The organism is Parasediminibacterium paludis (assembly GCF_042651445.1).
In the GTDB taxonomy this organism is placed as follows: Bacteria; Bacteroidota; Bacteroidia; order Chitinophagales; family Chitinophagaceae; genus Parasediminibacterium; species Parasediminibacterium paludis.
The window spans coordinates 186,631-207,053 of the sequence record NZ_JBHSDC010000002.1; the positions used below are offsets into that span (position 1 = coordinate 186,631).

Annotated in this window: 23 protein-coding genes and 1 pseudogene; 23 read left to right on the forward strand and 1 reads right to left on the reverse strand. The window is 37.3% G+C overall.

Annotated features, from left to right (window positions below; translation table 11 throughout):
- Position 1 precedes the first annotated feature (1 nt).
- From ACFOW1_RS01305 to ACFOW1_RS01415, 23 genes and pseudogenes are all read left to right on the forward strand, one after another.
- Positions 2 to 769, forward strand: a complete 768-nt coding sequence (locus ACFOW1_RS01305; protein ID WP_379011708.1) for a TPM domain-containing protein — start codon at positions 2 to 4, stop codon at positions 767 to 769.
- A gap of 26 nt (positions 770 to 795) precedes the next feature.
- Positions 796 to 1,581, forward strand: coding sequence for a hypothetical protein (locus tag ACFOW1_RS01310; RefSeq protein ID WP_379011710.1), 786 nt, complete (start codon positions 796 to 798; stop codon positions 1,579 to 1,581).
- A gap of 125 nt (positions 1,582 to 1,706) precedes the next feature.
- Entirely contained in the window at positions 1,707 to 3,005 is a 1,299-nt protein-coding gene (locus ACFOW1_RS01315; protein WP_379011713.1) for a PQQ-dependent sugar dehydrogenase, read from the forward strand.
- A gap of 128 nt (positions 3,006 to 3,133) precedes the next feature.
- On the forward strand, positions 3,134 to 3,574 hold the full coding sequence (locus ACFOW1_RS01320) for a c-type cytochrome (RefSeq protein ID WP_379011715.1): 441 nt from the start codon (positions 3,134 to 3,136) through the stop codon (positions 3,572 to 3,574).
- Positions 3,575 to 3,609: 35 nt separating this feature from the next.
- Complete coding sequence (locus ACFOW1_RS01325; RefSeq protein WP_379011718.1) at positions 3,610 to 3,861, forward strand: hypothetical protein; 252 nt, start codon at positions 3,610 to 3,612, stop codon at positions 3,859 to 3,861.
- Positions 3,858 to 4,120 (forward strand): annotated as a pseudogene (locus tag ACFOW1_RS01330) (Txe/YoeB family addiction module toxin). Before ACFOW1_RS01325 ends, ACFOW1_RS01330 begins: the two are co-directional and overlap by 4 nt.
- Before the next feature lie 16 nt (positions 4,121 to 4,136).
- Positions 4,137 to 5,276, forward strand: a complete 1,140-nt coding sequence (gene hisB, locus ACFOW1_RS01335) for a bifunctional histidinol-phosphatase/imidazoleglycerol-phosphate dehydratase HisB (RefSeq protein WP_379011720.1) — start codon at positions 4,137 to 4,139, stop codon at positions 5,274 to 5,276.
- 288 nt (positions 5,277 to 5,564) lie between these two features.
- A complete protein-coding gene (locus ACFOW1_RS01340) occupies positions 5,565 to 6,986 on the forward strand; it encodes an anthranilate synthase component I family protein (RefSeq protein ID WP_379011722.1) in 1,422 nt (473 codons plus the stop codon).
- Between the two features lie 132 nt (positions 6,987 to 7,118).
- Positions 7,119 to 7,733, forward strand: a complete 615-nt coding sequence (locus ACFOW1_RS01345) for an anthranilate synthase component II (RefSeq protein ID WP_379012367.1) — start codon at positions 7,119 to 7,121, stop codon at positions 7,731 to 7,733.
- 2 nt (positions 7,734 to 7,735) lie between these two features.
- Positions 7,736 to 7,996 carry a hypothetical protein gene (locus ACFOW1_RS01350; RefSeq protein WP_379011724.1) on the forward strand — a complete coding sequence of 87 codons (261 nt, stop codon included), beginning with the start codon at positions 7,736 to 7,738 and terminating at the stop codon, positions 7,994 to 7,996.
- A complete protein-coding gene (gene trpD, locus ACFOW1_RS01355; RefSeq protein ID WP_379011725.1) occupies positions 7,993 to 8,985 on the forward strand; it encodes an anthranilate phosphoribosyltransferase in 993 nt (330 codons plus the stop codon). The genes ACFOW1_RS01350 and trpD overlap by 4 nt, the downstream gene beginning before the upstream one ends.
- Positions 8,986 to 9,527: 542 nt before the next feature.
- Positions 9,528 to 10,088, forward strand: coding sequence for an REP-associated tyrosine transposase (locus ACFOW1_RS01360; RefSeq protein WP_379011726.1), 561 nt, complete (start codon positions 9,528 to 9,530; stop codon positions 10,086 to 10,088).
- A gap of 431 nt (positions 10,089 to 10,519) precedes the next feature.
- On the forward strand, positions 10,520 to 11,311 hold the full coding sequence (trpC, locus tag ACFOW1_RS01365) for an indole-3-glycerol phosphate synthase TrpC (protein ID WP_379011727.1): 792 nt from the start codon (positions 10,520 to 10,522) through the stop codon (positions 11,309 to 11,311).
- Positions 11,308 to 11,946 (forward strand): phosphoribosylanthranilate isomerase, encoded by a 639-nt coding sequence (locus ACFOW1_RS01370; protein ID WP_379011730.1) that lies wholly within the window; start codon positions 11,308 to 11,310, stop codon positions 11,944 to 11,946. The genes trpC and ACFOW1_RS01370 overlap by 4 nt, the downstream gene beginning before the upstream one ends.
- 15 nt (positions 11,947 to 11,961) lie before the next feature.
- Positions 11,962 to 13,314, forward strand: coding sequence for a hypothetical protein (locus ACFOW1_RS01375; RefSeq protein WP_379011732.1), 1,353 nt, complete (start codon positions 11,962 to 11,964; stop codon positions 13,312 to 13,314).
- 47 nt (positions 13,315 to 13,361) lie between these two features.
- A complete protein-coding gene (gene trpB / locus ACFOW1_RS01380; RefSeq protein ID WP_379011733.1) occupies positions 13,362 to 14,582 on the forward strand; it encodes a tryptophan synthase subunit beta in 1,221 nt (406 codons plus the stop codon).
- Positions 14,583 to 14,777: 195 nt separating this feature from the next.
- Complete coding sequence (trpA, locus tag ACFOW1_RS01385; protein WP_379011737.1) at positions 14,778 to 15,548, forward strand: tryptophan synthase subunit alpha; 771 nt, start codon at positions 14,778 to 14,780, stop codon at positions 15,546 to 15,548.
- Positions 15,548 to 16,141, forward strand: coding sequence for an imidazole glycerol phosphate synthase subunit HisH (gene hisH / locus ACFOW1_RS01390; protein ID WP_379011740.1), 594 nt, complete (start codon positions 15,548 to 15,550; stop codon positions 16,139 to 16,141). The genes trpA and hisH overlap by 1 nt, the downstream gene beginning before the upstream one ends.
- Before the next feature lie 9 nt (positions 16,142 to 16,150).
- Complete coding sequence (hisA, locus tag ACFOW1_RS01395; RefSeq protein WP_379011742.1) at positions 16,151 to 16,867, forward strand: 1-(5-phosphoribosyl)-5-[(5-phosphoribosylamino)methylideneamino]imidazole-4-carboxamide isomerase; 717 nt, start codon at positions 16,151 to 16,153, stop codon at positions 16,865 to 16,867.
- A 4-nt stretch (positions 16,868 to 16,871) separates the two neighbouring features.
- Positions 16,872 to 17,153 carry a four helix bundle protein gene (locus ACFOW1_RS01400; protein WP_379011744.1) on the forward strand — a complete coding sequence of 94 codons (282 nt, stop codon included), beginning with the start codon at positions 16,872 to 16,874 and terminating at the stop codon, positions 17,151 to 17,153.
- Between the two features lie 155 nt (positions 17,154 to 17,308).
- Complete coding sequence (hisF, locus tag ACFOW1_RS01405) at positions 17,309 to 18,067, forward strand: imidazole glycerol phosphate synthase subunit HisF (RefSeq protein ID WP_379011747.1); 759 nt, start codon at positions 17,309 to 17,311, stop codon at positions 18,065 to 18,067.
- 255 nt (positions 18,068 to 18,322) lie between these two features.
- The gene (hisIE, locus tag ACFOW1_RS01410) at positions 18,323 to 18,919 is read left to right on the forward strand and encodes a bifunctional phosphoribosyl-AMP cyclohydrolase/phosphoribosyl-ATP diphosphatase HisIE (RefSeq protein ID WP_379011749.1); all 597 of its coding nucleotides are present in this window, start codon (positions 18,323 to 18,325) and stop codon (positions 18,917 to 18,919) included.
- 1 nt (position 18,920) lies between these two features.
- Entirely contained in the window at positions 18,921 to 19,991 is a 1,071-nt protein-coding gene (locus tag ACFOW1_RS01415) for a redoxin domain-containing protein (protein ID WP_379011751.1), read from the forward strand.
- Between the two features lie 38 nt (positions 19,992 to 20,029).
- Here the strand turns inward: ACFOW1_RS01415 and ACFOW1_RS01420 are convergent, their stop codons facing one another.
- Positions 20,030 to 20,383, reverse strand: coding sequence for an ArsC family reductase (locus tag ACFOW1_RS01420; protein ID WP_379011753.1), 354 nt, complete (start codon positions 20,381 to 20,383; stop codon positions 20,030 to 20,032).
- Positions 20,384 to 20,423 lie beyond the last annotated feature (40 nt).

A 20,423-nucleotide genomic window follows, 5' to 3' on the forward strand; every position in this document is an offset into this window, starting at 1 on the left:
AATGATTAAAAAAATTCTTCTCTTTATACTGGTAGTTATTGCCGTGTTCAATACCTCGGCACAAAAGTTTATTCCTAAACCTGTTCCACAAAGGTTGGTGGTAGATAACGCGAATATTTTATCTTCCACAGAGCAGGAAACACTTGAGCGAAAGCTAATTGCATTAGATGATAGTACTAGTAATCAGATTGCAATACTTACTGTCAAATCTTTAAATGGCGAGTCAATTGAGGATGTTGCGAATGCTACTTTTAGAGAATGGGGCATTGGAAATAAAAAAACAAAAAATGGTATACTTGTTTTAGTAGCAATTGAAGATAGAAAAATACGCATAGAAGTTGGCTACGGTTTAGAAGGCGCTATACCCGATATTACGGCAAATGATATTATTGACAATGATATAAAACCCAACTTTAAACTAGGCAATTATTTTGATGGCTTGAATACTGCAGTTGATAATTTGAGTAAAGCCGCAGCCGGTGAATACCATGTAGCTAGGGAGAAAAAAGCAATAAAAGGTAATGGTGGCGGTGGTACTATTTTGGGGATTATCCTCATTGTTATCATTATTATTGTGTTGTCTAGTAGAGGTGGCGGTAGTGGGGGACGTGGTGGCGATTTTATTACACCGTTCATCATTGGTAGCATGCTTGGTGGTGTAAGAGGCGGTGGTGGCGGTTGGAGTGATGGCGGTGGTGACAGTGGTGGCGGTTTTGGTGGTTTTGGTGGTGGCGACAGTGGCGGGGGTGGCGCAAGTGGTAGCTGGTAATTTTTTTTAATTAATAATAAATATAAATGAAACAAATAATTGTTAGTGCAACGCTGTTAATTGCTATAGTAGCTAAAGCCCAAGTAAGCAAAATACCTTTGGGTAAAATAGTACACCTTGAAAGTAGTTCCAAACTATCTACGAAAGTAAATATGATGGGGCAAGAAATGGAAATACCCGCAACCACTACATTAATGGTAGATTTAGTGCCAAAATCTATTGACGCAAATACCCTAAATACAGGTGTAACGCTTCGTAAAGTGTTTGGAAGCAGTAGTATGATGGGGCAGGAAATGACATTTAGTAGTGATGATAAAAGTGTTGCATCTATCCCACAGGCAGCAGAGTTGATGAAAAATCTTAATAAAGAAGAAGATGTTGCCTTAGAAGATGGTAAAATAAAAGGGAAAGCTAATGTTGGAATGAGTGGCTTACCTACAAATGCTGAATTAGCGAAAATGGTATTTTTAACACTTGGTGCTGCAAATATTAAAGAAGGCTATAAATGGACAGAGGAAATAAGCAATGATGGCTCAAAAACAAATACCATTTATACAGTTACTAAAGTAACAGCCACTGAAATTGAAGTTACTGCAACCACTAATATGAAAGTAGAAGGCACTGTTCAACAAATGGGAATGGATGTAAAGCAAAACCTCACTGGAACTACCACTTCGGTGCGTGTTTACGATGCAGCCACTGCTATTTTAAAAGCAGATGCCACAAAAACTGAAATGTCAGGTACTGTATTAGCTATGGGCAATGAGGCGCCAGTTAGTATTTCAACAATAACAACTACTACTGTAAAATAGGGCGATTAAATTTTTTTTGCCATCAATCCAACCGTTGATGGCAGTTTTGTGTTTTATTGCATGTTATTAACGGTATTGTTTGTTGCCATTCAAACCAATAACTTTAACCTCTAAAATAGTAATAAATGAAAATGTATGTAACTAGTGTTTTATTGCTTGCAGCTACTGCATCATTTGCCAATTGTTCCGGCGGTGATAGTACTAAGGCGGTAAAACCCAATACAACTGTAGTTGCCGACGCCGACAATGCAGGCTTGAAATTGCCATCTGGCTTTGGTGCATTAACAGTAGCAGAAAATGTAGGTAGAGCAAGACATTTAACCGTTACGCCACAGGGTAATGTTTACGTAAAAAGTAGTAAGCTCGTAGATGGTAAAGGTATACTAGAACTAAAAGTAAATGCCAATGGTAAGGGCGAAATTGTAAAGTCTTTCGGCACATTCACAGGTACTGGTATCACCATTAAAAATGGTTATTTGTATGCTTGCAGCGATGAACAAGTGTTTCGCTATAAGCTTGATGCAAATAACGAAGTGATTAATCCAAATGCACCCGAAGTGGTTATCACTGGCTTATTAAACCGTCACCAACACGAAAATAAAACTGTTGCGCTTGACGATGCTGGTAATATATATGTAAATATTGGTGCCTATTCAAATTCTTGTCAAGAAAAAGATAGAACCAATAGTTCTAAAGGTATGATGCCTTGTCCAATTTTAGATTCTGCAGGCGGTATTTGGAAATTTAAAGCCGATAAGCTTAACCAAACCTATAGCGATGGCGTGCGCTATGCAACAGGCTTACGTAATGTGGTTGGTTTACGTTGGAACACCCAAACCAATTCATTATTCGTAATGCAACATGGTCGTGACCAATTGTATCAAAACTGGCCTCAATTTTATGATAGTATTGCAAGTGCAGAGTTACCTTCAGAATGTATGTTTGAATTAAAACAAGGTTCTAATTGCGGCTGGCCGTTTACCTACTATAACCATTTGATAGGTAAAAAAATGGTAGCACCAGAATATGGTGGTGATGGCAAAAAAGTATCAACCGACCCAGCTTTTCAAGATCCAGTGGCGGCATATCCTGGTCATATGGCACCAAATGATATCTTATTTTACACAGGCAATCAGTTTCCAGAAAAGTATAAAAATGGCGCTTTTATTGCATTTCATGGCAGCTGGAATCGTGCACCATTGCCACAAAAAGGCTATTTTATTGTATTTCAGCCGTTTAAAGATGGTAAGCCAAATGGTGATTGGGAAATTTTTGCTGATGGTTTTTCAGGTAAAGAAGTGGTAACCTCAACACGCAGCGCCGAGCATCGTCCTTGTGGTTTATCTCAAGGTCCAGACGGTTCGTTGTATGTAAGCGACGATTCAAAAGGTACTATTTATCGTATTGTATATTCTGGTAAATAATTTTTGGTTACCAGCTGTAGATTATTAATAAGTTTCGTTGCGTTGCACACTGCATGGTTTGTTCGCAACGGAGCTTTTTTTATTTTATTATTGCATTTCAAGTAATACCAATCATTAAAAAATTACACATGAAAAAAGTGTTATTACTCAGCTTCTTTTCAGTAACCGTTTTATTTTGTGTAGTGGCGCAGGTGAAAAAGCCACAACCAAAAGTGGTAGTCAACAATGCAGCTACGTCTATAGAAAGAGGTAAAGTTGTTTATCAAAAAGAGTGTTTAAGCTGCCACCAAGCAGATGGAGGTGGTGTACCACATTTAAATCCACCGTTGTACGAGAGCACAGATGTAGTAGGTGATAAGAAAAAAATTATATCAATTGTGCTAAGAGGTATGACAGATAGAGTACCTATTGATGGTGAATATTATAGCAATAATATGGCTCCGCATCAAGAATTATCCAACCTGCAAATTGCAGATGTATTAACCTTTATTCGCGCTAGTTGGGGCAATAAAGCGAGCGCTGTTACACCCGCAGAAGTTCAAGCTGTGCGAGGCGTAAAAAAGAAATAGATTTAATTTGCTATTTTTGAGTAAAATTATAAGTGATGGAAGCAACAATAACATTACACGATGATGATTTTACACTTGAATTCTTTCATAAACTTAAGGCATTTGTACAAGGTAAACAGGTTTTAATAAGCGTGAGAGAAGAAGAGGAAACATCTAATGCTTTGCAGGAAGATGCTACAGAATACCTCATGCAATCAAAAGAAAATCATCAGCAATTGCTTGATGCAATCCACCGTATTGACAATCAATCAGATCTAGTAACAGTTAATGCCAACGACTTATTATGAGGCTAATTTGTTTCGACGTATTAGCCTTTCAACAGTATCAAGAATGGGTAACTCTAGACAAGAAAATAGCTATTCGAATAGGCGAATTGATAAAAGATATCCAAAGAAATCCTTTTGAAGGCATTGGTAAACCAGAAGCTTAAAGCATTTATATAAAGGCTATTGGAGCAGAATAATTACTGATGAACATCGGTTAGTGTATAAAGTAGATGATACACATGTTTACATTGCACAATGTAAATACCATTACACAAAATAGTTCCCCTAAGCTTATTATGAAACGAATTTTATTTATAGACAGAGACGGTACGTTAATAAAAGAAAAGCCACCTACCTATCAAATTGATAGTTGGGATAAAGTAGAATTTTACCCAAATGCCTTTCAGTATATGGCTCGTATTGCCAAAGAATTTGAGTACGAGCTGGTAATGGTTACCAATCAGGACGGGCTTGGTACTGCTAGTTTTCCAGAAGAAACTTTTTGGCCAATACAGCAGTTTATCATGCAGGCTTTCGAGAATGAAGGTGTTGTGTTTTCTGCTGTGTATATCGACAAATCTTTACCGGCCGAAAATTTACCGACGCGTAAACCAGGTATTGCTATGCTAACGAAATACTTAAACAATGATGCCTACGATATTGCTAATAGCTATGTTATTGGCGATAGAATTACCGATGTGCAATTGGCCAAAAATCTAGGTTGCAAGGCCATTTGGTTAAACAACGATCCTAACCTTGGTGGCGCAGAAATAAGTGATGCCGTAAAAGATTTGCAAGCGACTATTGCTTTAGAATCCATCCATTGGGATGAGATTTATAAGTTTCTCAAGTTGGGTCTGCGGCATGTCATCCATGAACGCAACACCAATGAAACCAAAATACGCGTAGAACTGAATTTAGATGGCAGTGGTAATGCGCATATAGAAACAGGCTTGGGCTTTTTCGATCATATGCTAGACCAAATTGCGCGTCATGGCAAAATGGATTTAAACATTGTTACCAAAGGCGATTTACATATCGATGAACACCACACCATTGAAGATACAGGCTTGGCTTTAGGTGAAGCTTTTGCCAAAGCTTTGGCAGACAAACGTGGCATGGAGCGTTATGGTTTTGCATTGCCAATGGATGAAGCCGAAGCGAAAGTATTGATTGATTTCGGTGGTAGAAATTGGCTGGTATGGGACGCTGAATTTAAACGAGAAAAAATTGGTGAAATGCCAACTGAAATGTTTTGTCACTTTTTTAAATCGTTCAGCGATGCCGCCAAATGCAATTTGAATATTGAATGTAGAGGCGATAATGAACATCATAAAATTGAAGCCATTTTTAAAGCTTTTGCCAAAGCCATTAAAATGGCTGTAAAACGTGATCCTTTGAGTAATTATTTACCGAGTACGAAGGGGATTTTGTAACTTTTTTTGGCACTTACAATTCATCAACCCATATTTGCATCTCAAATGAAACAAACAACTTCAAATAATCAGTGGTGGTGGCATACAAACCTAATAGGGGTATTGTAATGTCATGAACATTACTGATTTGAAAAAATATATTTCAAAGAAAGCCCCGACAGCATGTTGGGGCTTTTTTCATTAGTAGTTGTCTGAACCAAGATTGTGTAAGATTTTTTTGATTAAAAAGATTTAAGAAGGAAACATATTTAGAACAAAACATAATAATTCCCTTTGGGGCTAGGGCAAATGAAAAAGATAGTAATAGAAACCAAGGTTAAAAAAATGCTTGCTGATGTGTATACACCAGTAGGTATTTTCTTGCGCGTTCGTGATAAATTTCGCGATACCATTTTGCTAGAAAGTACCGATAACCATGTAGCAGAAAATAGTTACAGTTTTATTGGGATTAATGCCATTGCAGGTATAGAAATTACCGATACCAAAAGCATTGAATTTAAATTGCCAGCGCAGCAGCCAGAACGTATGTTGATTAATAAAATTAACGAAGTGCCTACGCATCTCTGGCATTTTATGAACCGCTTTGAAGCGTCTGAATCTGTCGATAAAGCTGCCAAATTTGCCCAAGGCTTATATGGCTATACCACTTACGATGCGGTACAATTTTTTGATTCTGTAAAATTAACCACCCACGATACTCAACATACAGCCATTCCTTTAATGCGCTATCGCTTGTACCAGTATGTTATTGCTATCAATCATTTTAAAGATGAATTGTACTTGTGCGAGAACAAAATTGTTGGCCTAGATAGCGATGTGCAAGTAGTAGAAAGCTTGATTAAAAGTAAAGATGTACCTACTTATCCTTTTGCGGTAAGCGGTGTAGAAACGTCCAATATTACCAACGAGGCTTATGTTGAGATGGTGAAAAAAGGCATTCAAAGTTGCTTTAGAGGCGATGTGTTTCAGATTGTATTGAGCCGCCGCTTTCAGCAAAGTTTTACAGGCGATGAATTTAATGTGTACCGAGCTTTACGCAATATCAATCCTTCGCCTTACTTGTTTTTCTTCGATTATGGTGATTATAAATTAATGGGTTCTTCGCCTGAAAGTCAGTTGGTAATTGCCAATGGCAAAGCTACTGTTCACCCAATTGCTGGTACATTTAAGCGCACTGGTAACGATGCTACCGACCATGAAGCCGCAGAACGTCTATTGCTTGACCCTAAAGAAAATGCAGAACATGTAATGTTGGTTGATTTGGCTCGTAACGACCTTAGCCGTGTGTGCGATGATGTGCGTGTAAGTCACTACCGTGAGGTGCAATATTATAGCCATGTGATTCATTTGGTAAGCGAGGTAAACGCAACCGTTCGCCCTAATAGCAATCCTTTTGAGTTATTGGCGAAAACCTTTCCTGCTGGCACTTTAAGCGGTGCGCCTAAAATCAAAGCCATGCATTTAATAGACAGTTTCGAAACTACCAATCGCAGCTATTATGGAGGCGGGATTGGCTTTATGGGTTTTGATGGCAATTGCAATCACGCTATTATGATTCGCACTTTTTTAAGCAAAAACAATACACTGTTTTACCAAGCAGGTGCAGGTGTGGTAGCTGCTTCTAATCCTGAAAGCGAGTTGCAAGAAGTCAATAACAAACTCAATGCACTTAAAAAAGCTATTGAATTCGCCAACGATATTGGTGCATAATTGTTTTATGTAACCAGCATCAGTACTGCTATGTAGCTGTTGTTGCGTCGCACACTGCGGCGGTTTAATCTTTAATCGGCAACCTAAGCGAAGCAATGAACAAGTATTCGTTTGGTTTTAAAAATAACAATGATGAAAATTTTGGTTTTTGATAATTACGATTCTTTTACCTACAACTTGGTGCATTTGGTAGAAAAAATTACCCATCAAAAAGTAGCTGTTTTTCGTAACGATGAAATTGCTTTAGAAGATGTGAACCAATACGATAAAATCATTTTATCGCCAGGACCAGGCATTCCAGAAGAAGCAGGTTTACTATTGCCTCTCATTAAGCAATATGCGGCTACCAAATCTATTTTGGGTGTTTGTTTAGGGCACCAAGCTATTGGTCAGGCGTTTGGTGGTAAGCTTACCAATTTATCTTCGGTATATCATGGTATCGCAACGCCAATACAGTTAGTCAATAGTGAGTCGTCAGTAGTCAATCATTCACCATTCATTACGCACCGTTCACGAAACAATTTATTCGCAGGTTTTCCTAACGAATTCACTGTTGGTCGTTATCATAGTTGGGTTGTTAGCGATGAGGATTTTCCTTCAGAACTAGAAGTTACTGCACGTGATGAACATAATTTCATCATGGCATTGCAGCACAAAACCTACGATGTACAAGGGGTGCAATTTCATCCAGAAAGTGTATTAACACCAGATGGCGAAAAGATTATGAGAAATTGGTTAAACTTATAGTTATGTCTTGGAATGAGAGAATTCAAAACGTTTATCAAATTCTTAGAGAAAATAACCGTTCATATGTTATTGATGACATGATTACAGAATTTGGTATTGGTGGAACAGTTGGGGAGCAATTCTCTATTATTTGTACTTGGCTTGCAAGACTTAGAAATCAAAATGCAGAAGTTTATCAGTTATTCAGACATGATGCTGATGAAATTTTAAAGGAAGGTATTGCATTAAAATATTTTACTGAAAGCGATTATAAAAGACAATGAAAAAGATACTACAATACTTATTCGAACATAAAACACTTAGTTATCAGCAAGCCAAAGATGTATTGCTAGGCATAGGTAGAAGTTTATACAACGAACATGAAGTAACAGCTTTTATGACGGTGTATTTAATGCGCAGCATCACCATAGAAGAGTTACAAGGCTTTAGAGATGCTTTGTTAGAACTTTGCGTAAAAGTAGATTTAGGCGACTATAAAGTGATGGATATAGTAGGTACAGGTGGTGATGGTAAAAATACCTTCAACATTTCTACACTAAGTTGTTTCATCGTAGCTGGTGCAGGCCAAAAAGTAGCGAAACATGGTAACTATGGTGCATCCTCTATCAGTGGTGCAAGTAATGTCATGGAACAACTTGGGTACAAGCATAAAAACGATATTGCCAAATTGCAACAAGAAGTAAAAGAGGCCAATATTTGTTTTTTACATGCACCATTGTTTCACCCTGCGTTAAAAGCAGTAGGAACAATCCGTAAAAATTTGGGTGTGCGTACCTTTTTCAACATGCTTGGGCCAATGGTAAATCCTGCCAATCCGAGTTATCAACTAGTAGGTGTGTACAATTTAGAAATGGCACGCATTTACAATTATTTGCTACAACAAACGGGCAAGCCATTTACAGTTATTCACAGCTTGGATGGCTACGATGAAATTTCGTTAACCAACGATACTAAAGTAATTACTAACGAAGGTGAAAGCATCAAGACGCCGCAGCAATTGGGCAAACGCATGGTAATGCCCCAAGATATTTATGGCGGCAATACGGTAGAAGAAGCTGCTAAAATATTCGAAACCATTATTAAAGGTCAAGGTACATGGGCCCAAAATGCAGTGGTATTGGCCAATAGTGCGATGGCTTTGTATTGTACAGGCCGTTTTACAAGCTATGATGATGCTTATAATGCAGCCGTTATTAGCTTAGAAAGTAAAGCGGCTTACCATTGTTTGCAAACGTTGATAGCCTTGCAGTAAAATTTTAATTATGCTGTTTTATGCTGTTCGAAGTCTCGTTTTATGCTGTTCGAAGTCTCTGACTTCGAATGCTCTATGTTCTTTTAAGTCTCTGACTTTCTTAAACATAATCACAGACTACAAAGAACATAAAAACTGCGAAGTCAGAGACTTCGCAGAGCATTTAGGATGATTTGAAGTTTTAATGTAGATTAAAATTTTACTTATGCTGTTTTATGCTGTTCGAAGTCTCTGATTTCGAATGCCCTAAATTCTTTTAAGTTTCTGACTTTCTTAAACATAGTTGCAGACTATAAAGAACATAAAAACTGCGAAGTCAGAGACTTCGTAGAGCATTTAGGATGATTTGAAGTTTTAATGTAGATTAAAATTTTACTTATGCTGTTTTATGCTGTTCGAAGTCTCTGACTTCGAATGTTCTATGTTCTTTTAAGTTTCTGACTTTCTTAAACATAGTTGCAGACTATAAAGAACACAAAAACTGCGAAGTCAGAAACTTCGTAGAGTATTTAGAATGATTTGAAGTTTTAATAGAGATTAAAATGGAAGATATTGTAGCCAAAGGCGGTTACCAGATACGCAACCCACAAGCAAGGCACTTTTTAACACTAACGGTTTGTGGCTGGATAGATTTGTTTACACGAAAAGAGTACAAGGATATTCTGGTTGAATCTTTTAACTATTGCATAAAGGAAAAAGGATTAGAGTTAAATGCTTATGTTATAATGAGTAATCATGTGCATTTGATAGCAAGAGCAACAAAGCAAGATACACTAAGTGACATTGTCAGAGATTTTAAAAAGTTTACCCATCGCTCTATGATGAAAATTATAGAAAGTGACAAAGAAAGTAGAAGATTATGGATGTTGCACCAGTTTAAGTTTTATGCAAGTAGACATAGTCGTAATGAAAATTACCAAATTTGGACAAATGATAACCATCCAGAAGAATGTTTTACAGAAGATTTTACTTTAACGAAACTGAATTACATTCATCGAAATCCTGTGAGGGCTGGGATAGTTGCAAATGCAGAGGATTATATTTATTCAAGCGCAGCAAACTATGCTTTGAGAAAAGGGATTATTGATGTTTCATTATTATAAATAGTCGCAGACTATAAAGAACATAGAAACTACGAAGTCAGAGACTTCGTAGAGCAAGATTCAAGCGCAGCAAATTATGCTTTGAGAAAAGGGATTATTGATGTTTTATTATTATAAATAGTCGCAGACTATAAAGAACATAGAAACTACAAAGTCAGAGACTTCGTAGAGCAAGTTTTGACCATGTAGAAGCTCTGGCGAGCGTGTAGAAACGAATTTTGACCATGTAGAAGCTCTGGCGAGCGTGTAGAAATGAATTTTAACTGTGTAGAAGGTCTGGCGAGTATATAGAAATAGCATTTAACTGTGTAGAAGCTTTGGCGAGCGTGTAGAAAATTAAAATTGTGTAGTTGGCGAAAACGTAATGCGTTAGAAAACTGTCATTGAAAACGAAATAATATTGAACAAGTAGAAAAGAACACAAAATATTTATGAATATTCTTGATAAAATAGTTGCCTATAAAAAAGGTGAAGTGGCTGCAGCAAAAGCCAATAAAAGTATTGCCGAGCTAGAAAAAATGCCGTTATTCTCAAAACCTGTACTATCGCTAAAGCAATTTTTGCTTGATGATGCCAAAACAGGCATTATTGCAGAATATAAAAGACAATCACCCTCAAAAGGCATTATTAACGCCACGGCAACTGTAGAAGATGTTACGGCCGCTTATGCACAATATGGTGCTTCGGGTATTTCTGTATTAACTGATACTAATTTTTTTGGTGGTAGCTTAGTAGATTTACAAAAAGCAACCTTTAATCAAGTGCCTTTGCTACGCAAAGATTTTATGATTGATGAGTATCAATTTATAGAAGCCAAAGCCCACGGTGCAGCAGTGGTATTATTAATAGCAGCTTGCTTAACGCCTAAAGAGGTGCAGCATTTTGCCACATTTGCCCAAAATATTGGCCTAGAAGTATTGCTAGAAATACACAACGAACAAGAACTAGCACATATTTGCGATGAAGTAGATTTGGTAGGCGTAAACAACCGCAACTTAAAAGATTTTATAGTGAATATTGATGCCTCTATAGAGCTGATAAAAAGTATTCCTACTAGTAAAGTAGCTGTAGCAGAAAGTGGTATCAACAGCACCGATACTATCGTAACTTTACGTCAAGCTGGTTTTAGGGGCTTTTTAATTGGCGAGAATTTTATGAAGCAACCCCAACCTTCTATTGCTTTTGCCGACTTTGTGCATGAACTGAAAACAAAACTGCCATGAGAATAAAAGTATGCGGTATGACTGATTTAGATCAAATACATCAGTTAAGCGAAATAGGTGTAGAGTTTTGTGGGTTTATTTTTTATCCTAAAAGCCCGAGGTATGTGTTTAAGCATATGCCAGCGGTAAGTATTAAAAAAATAAAAAGCAACATAAATAAAGTTGGTGTGTTTGTAAATGCTAATACAGAAGATATTTTGCAAACAGTGGACGACTGTGGTTTGTACCTCGTACAATTGCATGGTGATGAAAGTCCAAGAGCCTGCGAACGTATTTCTGACTATGTATCGGTTATCAAAGCATTTCGATTGTCGGATGATGACAATATTTTGTGGAAAATAAAAGACTTTCAAGATGTTGTAGATATGTTTTTGTTTGACACCGAAGGCGTAGGTTATGGCGGAACAGGAAAAAAATTTAATTGGGAAGCGTTGATGGATTTGAATATTAACAAGCCATTTTTTATTAGTGGCGGTATCCAACCAGAAGATGTGGCAGCTTTACAAGCTTTCAGTAAAAACAAGGTAGGTAAAGATTTATTTGCTGTAGATGTTAATAGTAAGTTTGAAATTACACCTGGCTATAAGGATATGGAAAAAGTAAGGACATTTGTATCGCAATTAAAACAAGGATAATACGTTATAAACGCAATGAAGCTACTCTTTTTATTGATATTTTGTACCATCAGTGTGTTATTTGTAGATGCACAATCGCAAATAATCACTGGTACTTTATTGCCAAAAAAAGGAGAATCAGTAACGTATTTACCCAAAGCAACAGACAGCCAAAAGTCAGGTGCAAACAAGCAAGAACCCTTGCAACAAGCTCCAAAAGCTCAACAAGATACTTCAGTTAAGAAAATAGCTGCAAAAAAAACAATACATTCTGGCAACGAAAAACCAGTTGTGAAAACAAAAGTTCCAGCCACCAAAGCACCCATTCCAAAAGGGTTTATTTTTAATCTGCCAGTAGTGCAAGGCGCTAACAATACACCAACCGCTGCGCCAGCAATACCGCTTTCTATTGATGAATCAAAGCCTGTGGATATACCAAAATCTAATACAGTAGCTAAACCTGCTATAACAGTATCTGCTGCACAATCACAGTTTGTTGCGGCTACTAATTCTTTATCGACTACTGCTACAAAAGCAAGTAACGAGCCTTTAAAATACGAAGAGCCGCCAGCTGGTACGGGCTCATGGTCTGCGCCGCCAACTAATGTGTCGCCAGCTAAGCTAGAACCATTAGTGTATGGACCGCCACCTGTAGCCAATACAACTACATCTTCGCCCTCAAATGATAATACAGTAGGCGATAAAAAGTCAAATTTGCGTTCGCCAAAGTTTAAAGGTGTATATAAGCCTGCTTTAAAAAAGCCAATTTTATTAGTACCAATGTCGCCAGATGATTTAGAAGATGGGGTACCTAAAAAGAAAGAAACAGAACCAACAGCCAAAGTAGTTGAACAGCCAAAATCTGTTGAGGATTTGTATCCGCCTCTAAATTATACGGTACCTGCGCCAGCTACGGCTGCCAACTTGCGTTCGCCGAAAATTCAAGGCGCTTATGTTGCAAGTAAAAATAATCCAATGATTTTAATGCCTGTACCTCCAGAACCAACTAGTGGTCAGCAGGCAAGCGGTAGTGGTTTGGTATATCAAGAACCGCCTGCACAGACCAATAATAGCCCTATAAATAGTTCTAGCAATAATAATGCGACTGCAAATGCGCCATCCCTTTCGTCTCAACCCAATATTTTTGACGAAAATTATAGGGGGAAGCCAGCAGTTGCAAGTAAACCTATTTACACAAAGTATAAGAAAACAGCGCCTAAATCAACAGCTACAAAAGCAGCAACCAAGCCAGCAAACACAGCAGTACAACAGCCAGTAAAAAATAAGTTCAAAAAGACGTTTTTAAAACCAGTAAGGCAAACTGTAACTGGTAGTGTGTCATTTAATCATCAATTATTTAATAAAAATATAATTAGTTTGGTGGCATAAAATTGCTAATCCAAACAATATGAAACGTAATAAAAATTCGCAGCGATATGATAAGTGAAGCAACATTAGAAGTGAAAGAAACAGTATACGAATCATTTCAAAATCCCAATGCACAAGGTTACTATGGCAAATTTGGTGGTGCTTATATACCAGAAATGCTACATAGAAATGTAGAAGAATTGAAAGCTAAGTACTTAGAAATAATGTACGAAGACAGTTTTCAAGAAGAATTTCAACAACTACTTACAGATTATGTAGGTCGTCCTACACCGCTGTTTTATGCCGAAAGGTTAAGTGAAGAATTTAACACCAACATTTACCTAAAGCGTGAAGATTTATGCCATACTGGTGCGCATAAAATTAACAATACCATTGGGCAAATATTATTAGCTCGTCGCTTGGGCAAAACCAGAATTATTGCCGAAACAGGCGCTGGTCAGCATGGTGTAGCCACAGCAACCGTTTGTGCTTTAAAAGGCATGGAATGCATTGTGTATATGGGCGAAAAAGATATTGAACGCCAAGCACCAAATGTGGCAAGAATGCGCATGTTAGGCGCAACGGTTATCCCTGCAACAAGCGGGAGCAAAACCTTAAAAGACGCTACCAACGAAGCTATTAGAGATTGGATTAATAATCCTAACGATACGCATTATATCATTGGTTCAGTGGTTGGTCCGCACCCATATCCAGATATGGTGGCACGTTTTCAAAGCGTTATCAGCAAAGAAATTAGAGCGCAATTATTAGAAAAAACAGGCTCAGAACTACCAACACATGTAATTGCTTGCGTTGGTGGTGGTAGTAATGCAGCAGGTGCATTTTATCATTTTCTAGATGAATTATCGGTGCAATTAGTGGCTGTAGAAGCGGCTGGTCATGGTGTCAATAGCGGTATGAGTGCTGCTACATCGCAACTCGGTAAGCCAGGGGTGCTGCATGGTAGCAAAAGCTTGGTAATGCAAACCGAGGATGGGCAAGTGGTAGAGCCACACAGTATTTCAGCGGGTTTAGATTATCCTGGTATTGGTCCAATGCATGCTAACTTGTACAAAAGTGGTCGTGGTACATTTTTAAGTGTTACCGATGACGATGCATTGGCAGCAGCATTTCATGTATCTAAAACCGAAGGCATTATTCCTGCACTTGAAACGGCACACGCCTTTTCAGCATTGCACCAAATGCAGTTAACACCAAAAGATACGGTGGTAATTTGTTTAAGCGGCCGTGGCGACAAAGACCTAGCTACTTATATGAAAGTGATGTAGCTCCCTAAATCCCCCTAGGGGGGACTTGGAAATTTATGTAACCAGCAGTTATAATGCTATTTAGCTACTGTTGCGTCGCACACCGGAACTGATATAACATTTTTCAAAAAATAAATAGCCACAAAAGCACAAAGACACAAAGCTGCACAAATCTTAGTGAAACTTATTGCCTTTCTGCCTTAGTAGCAAAAAATTATGAGCCGAATTAAAACCTTGTTTTCTCTCAAAAAACAAAATGTTCTAAACGTTTATTGTACAGCAGGTTATCCAAAATTAGATAGCACATTATCTATTATGCAAGCATTGCAAAGCAATGGTGCAGATTTGATAGAACTAGGTATGCCTTACAGCGACCCTTTAGCAGATGGGCCTGTAATACAAGCTAGTGGTGCTGTAGCTTTAGAAAATGGCATGACCATAGCTGTATTATTTCAGCAATTACAACAATTACGACCCAATATTACAGTACCAGTTATTTTAATGGGTTATATGAATCCTGTTTTGCAATATGGCTTTGAGCAGTTTTGTAAAGATGCAGCGGCAGTAGGTGTAGATGGCTTGATTTTACCAGACTTACCAGAGTACGAATTTGAAACAGAATACGGTGCTATCATCAAAGAAAATGGGCTAGACTTTATCTTTCTAGTAACACCAGAAACAAGTGAAGAAAGATTACGCAAACTAGATAGTTTAAGCACAGGCTTTTTGTATGCAGTGTCTTCATCATCAACCACAGGTAACGAGAAAGACTTTCATGCTGTAGAACAATATTTACAACGCCTACAAAGCATGAATTTACAAAACCCTGTTTTGGTAGGTTTTGGTATTAAAGACAAAGCTACTTTTACGAGCGCTTGTAAGTACGCTAATGGTGCCATTATCGGTTCAGCATACATTAAAGCATTAGAAGGCAAAACAGATGTTGCAGCTGTTACTAAAGAATTTTTACAAACTATTTTACAATAATGGATACTGTCATCATTAAATATAATGCAGGCAATATTCAAAGTGTGTTGTATGCCTTAGAACGAATTGGGGTAAACGCAACTGTTACCGCCAATCACGAAGCAATTTTAGCAGCAGACAAAGTCATTTTTCCAGGTGTGGGCGAAGCAAATAGCGCCATGAATAGCTTGAAAGAAAGCAACTTGCATCAGTTAATACCTACGCTTAAACAACCTGTTTTAGGTATTTGTGTAGGTATGCAATTGTTATGTAAATATTCTGAAGAAAATAATACAGATTGCCTTGGCATTTTTGATGAACCTGTAAAATTGTTTAAACCAAATGCTGAGGATAATTTAAAAGTACCAAAGATTGGTTGGAACAATATTTATGATTTAAAATCGCCTCTAATGCAAGGCATTGATGAAAATAGCTTCTGCTATTTTGTACACAGTTATTATGTGCCTTTAACAGAACATGGTATTGCTACAGCAAACTATGTACAACCTTATAGTGCTGCCATTCATAAAAACAATTTTTACGGTGTTCAGTTTCATGCGGAAAAGTCTTCGACTGTAGGCGAACAAATCTTACAAAATTTCTTAAAAATCTAAAGCCCCCTAATGATTATTATTCCTGCTATAGATATAATTGATGGTAAGTGTGTGCGCTTAACACAGGGTGATTATGCCCAAAAAAAAATCTATAACGAACAGCCGCTAGAAGTAGCAAAAATGTTTGAAGATGCAGGCTTACAGCGCTTGCATTTGGTAGATTTAGATGGTGCAAAAGCAGGTGCTGTTAAAAACTGGAAGGTTTTAGAAACAATCGCGTCTAAAACAAAATTGACGATTGATTTTGGTGGCGGCATTAAAACCAATCTTGATGTAGATATTGTGTTTAACTCTGGTGCTGCTTTAGCTACTGTTGGTAGTATTGCTGTAAAAGATAAAGCCACATTTGTCAATTGGTTACAACAATATGGTGCGGATAAATTTTTATTGGGCGCAGATGTAAAAGATGAGAAAATAGCTGTTGGTGGCTGGCTAGAAACAACCGATGTATGGATTTATGATTTTATTGAAAGCTATGTACAGCAAGGTGTTCAGCAGATATTTTGTACCGATGTCAATAAAGATGGCAAGCTTGAAGGGCCTTCCAATGAACTGTATAAAAATATTATTGCGAAGTTTCCTGAGTTAAATTTTATAGCAAGCGGTGGTGTTTCTTGTGTAGAAGATTTAGAAGTTTTGCAAGAAATAGGTTGTAGCGGTGTAATTGTGGGTAAAGCCATTTATGAGAATAGGATATCTATTTCTGATTTGAAATCTTTCATTTGAAATTATGGCAACCATTACTAAGTTTGAAGATTTAGAAATTTGGAAAGAGTCTCGTAGACTTTCTTATATAATTTTTACTTTTTCTTCAAACCAATGGTTTAGCAAGGATTTTAGATTCAGAGACCAAATTAAAGCCGCAGCTGGTTCTGTAATGGATAATATTGCAGAGGGCTTTGAACGTTCAAGTAGGCTTGAATTTATTAATTTTCTAAGTATATCAAAGGGTTCTTGTGGTGAAGTCACAACTGTATCGGGCAAAAGATCAGTTATATATTTCGGAAGATGAGTTTTTAGAAACATATAATGCTTATGATAAATTGGCATGTAATATTGCTGGATTTATCAATTATTTAAACCAATCAGAAGTGAAAGGACAAAAGTTCAAAGACCGAAAATAATAGACCCAATTTCAAATCATAAATTTCAAATTAGAAATAATAAATGCTTACAAAAAGAATCATTCCTTGTCTTGATATACGTGATGGACGTACGGTGAAAGGTGTGAATTTTGAAAATATACGTGACGCTGGCGACCCAGTAGAATTAGGTGCTTTTTATGCTGAACAAGGTGCTGATGAACTAGTGTTTTTGGATATTACTGCTACCAATGAAAAGCGTAAAACATTGAGTGAATTAGTAAGACGCATAGCTCGTAATATCAACATACCTTTTACTGTAGGTGGTGGTGTTAGCTCGGTTGAAGATGCGTCTGTTTTGTTAAAAAATGGTGCTGATAAAGTGAGCATTAATACGGCTGCTTATAAAAATCCCCAACTGATAAAAGACTTGGCTCGTGAGTTTGGTAGTCAGTTTGTTGTGCTTGCAATAGACACCAAACAAGAACTAGATGGTGAGTGGTATGTATATTTGAACGGTGGCAGAGTAAAAACTGATACCAAATGTATTGATTGGGCAAAGCAAGCGGTGGCTTTAGGCGCAGGTGAAATTTTATTGACATCGATGAATCATGATGGCACTAAACAAGGTTTTGCGCTTGACATTACAAGCAGGTTGAGTGAAGTATTGCCCGTGCCAATTATTGCAAGTGGTGGTGGTGGTACTATGCCTCATTTTGTAGATGTGTTTACAACTGGTAAGGCAGACGCAGCATTAGCTGCAAGTATTTTTCACTTTAAAGAAGTGGCAATACCTGACCTGAAAGAATACTTGAAGGCGAGAGATATCAATGTGAGATTATAGTTTGAACCTGGATTTTGTAGGATTTATTTGATTAAGAAGGATCTTATTGCCGAAAATTTCATCCTCCGAATCCCAATAATCTTCCCAAATCTTGGTTCAGACAAAGATGAATAAAGTATCCAACCGTACAAGTGCGACCGCCTGAAGCGAAGGATGTTTGATATTAGTACAGAAGTTGTTACAAAAAGAAAAAATAATTCGTGTGGTTAGCTCAATTCGTGTAATTGGTGCAATTGCCTTTAATTCTTGATTTATATGATAATTGATTTTAAGAAATACGCTGATGGTTTGGTGCCTGCAATCGTGCAAGATGCGGTCACTTATAAAGTGTTAATGCTTGGTTTTATGAATGAAGCAGCTTTGGAAGTGACTAAAAATACCAAACATGTAACGTTTTTTAGTCGTAGCAAACAACGTTTGTGGACAAAAGGCGAGCAAAGTGGTCACTTTTTAAATTTGGTAAGCATTGCTGTAGACTGTGATAAGGATTCTTTGTTAATAAAAGCGCATCCTATTGGGCCAACTTGCCACACTGGTGCAGATACTTGCTGGAACGAAACCAATGAACAGAAAGATTTTTTGTTGTACTTAGAGCAAATAATTGAGCAGCGCAGTAAGGTTTCGCCCGATGAATCGTATACAGCTAAAATGCTTGGTAAAGGCATTAATAAAGTGGCGCAAAAAGTAGGTGAAGAGGCTGTAGAATTGGTAATTGAGGCAAAAGATGATAACAAGGAGTTATTTTTGGGGGAAGCAGCGGATTTAATGTTTCATTATTTGCTGTTGCTAAAAGCGAAAGGCTATAAATTGCAAGAGGTATTAGAAGTTTTACAAAAAAGACATAAGAAATAAAATGAAGAAATTATTATTTGCGTTGCTATTGCCTGCAACAGTTATTGCACAAAAAAACTATGCCATAAAGGGCAATATTAAAGGCCTGAAAGATAGTACGTTAGTATTTTTACAAACTAATCAAGGCAATACCTTGTCGCAAGATTATGCTAAGAATGGTAGCTTTACTTTGGCAGGGAAATTAGATGGTGCAGATTTGTACCAACTTAGTTTTATTGGCTATAAAGAAGGGGTAGAACTCTTCATGGATAATGATAATATTGTGGTAAATGGCGATGCTACTAACCTAAAAGCTGCGGCTGTTACTGGCTCTCAATTGCATTCAGATTATATTAGTTTTGTAAAAGGGTTTACGCCATTAAGTGAAAAATTGGGCAAATTGGCTGGTACAATTAATGCAGAAAAGGAAGGAAAGAAGCGTGATAGCCTGATTAATGTGTTTAACTCAACACGCACAAAACTCATGGTTTATACAGATACTTATTTGAAAACTAAACCAGGTTCAGCGGTAAGTTCTTTTGTATTATTTCAGCTAAACAAGTTATATGGCGACGCAAACGCACTCGAAGAAAGATACAATAGTTTGTTGCCTTCAGCTAAAAATATTGTGTATGCAAAAGAATTAGAACGTATTATTTCAACGGCTAAAATTGGTGCCATTGGTTCGATGGCTGTTGATTTTACACAAGCAGATACGGCCAACAAACCTGTGAGTTTATCACAGTTTAAAGGCAAATATGTATTGGTAGATTTTTGGGCTAGCTGGTGCAGACCATGCAGGATGGAAAATCCTAATGTAGTAGCTGCTTATCAAACGTATAAAGATAAAAATTTCACGGTGCTAAGTGTGTCGCTAGATCAAGCAAAAGACAATTGGTTGAAAGCCATTGCTGCCGATAAATTAACGTGGACACATGTAAGCGATTTGCAATATTGGAGTAATGCGGTCGCTAAGTTGTATGGTATTCAAAGCATTCCTGCAAATATGCTGATAGGGCCAGACGGAAAAATTATTGGTAAAGATTTGCGAGGCGAGGAATTACAACAAAAACTAAAAGAATTATTAAAATAACTAAAAGCGCGGTTGCAATTGCAACCGCACTTTTAGTTTTACTCATAAAAGGCGTTTTCGTATTCTTTCTCGTCGTAGCCGAGTGCCGCAATCGTATTATTAGATTCAATAAGTGGACGTTTAATTACGCTTGTTTTACTCATCATTAATGCTATTGCCGTTGTTTCACTTATAATAGAATTTTGTATTGTCTCGTCTAGGCCTTTCCAAGTGGTGCCACGTTTATTAACTAATTTCTCCCAGCCAATTTGGGCAATCCATTCTTTTAATTTTGTTTCATCGATGCCTTTCTTTTTGTAGTCGTGAAACTGAAATTCAATCTCATTTTTTTTCAGCCAATCAATAGCTTTTTTAACCGTATTACAGTTAGGAATTCCATACAATGTAAGCATGTGTGTATTTAGTTTTGGTGTGTTGTTGCGTATTATTGGC